At 66.0% G+C, this 385-nt stretch carries 1 protein-coding gene; it reads right to left on the bottom strand.

The genetic code is table 11. The features are described 5' to 3' along the window. Positions 1-385: ketopantoate reductase family protein (locus AB4Y74_RS17765; RefSeq protein ID WP_441800482.1), on the bottom strand; the 385-nt coding region annotated here is incomplete at both ends.

The raw sequence follows: 385 nt of genomic DNA on the forward strand, positions 1-385 counted from the left end.
GTTCTGCATCGTCACGACCACCGTGTCGGGCCCGAACAGCTTGGGCACGTCGTTCGCCACCGCCTCGACCTGGTGGGCCTTCATGGCGAGCACGACGATGTCCTGCGGACCCGCCTCGTCGTAGCGGTCGGTGGCCTTGACGTTGCGCGCCACCTGTTCTTCGCCCTCGGCCGAGACCAGCTTGATGCCGTTCCTGCCGATGGCTTCGAGGTTGGCGCCGCGCACGATGAACGTCACGTCCTCGCCGGCCAGCGCGAGCTTTGCGCCGACCAGTCCGCCGATGGCGCCCGCGCCGATGATTGCAATCTTCATGTCGATCCCCAAGAGTTGATTTCCTTGCGCGGCCGCTTCGGCATGCGCGTTGTCAGCCGAAGCGGTTGCTGAG

This window comes from Leifsonia sp. RAF41, assembly GCF_052114085.1.
Classification (GTDB): domain Bacteria; phylum Actinomycetota; class Actinomycetes; order Actinomycetales; family Microbacteriaceae; genus Leifsonia.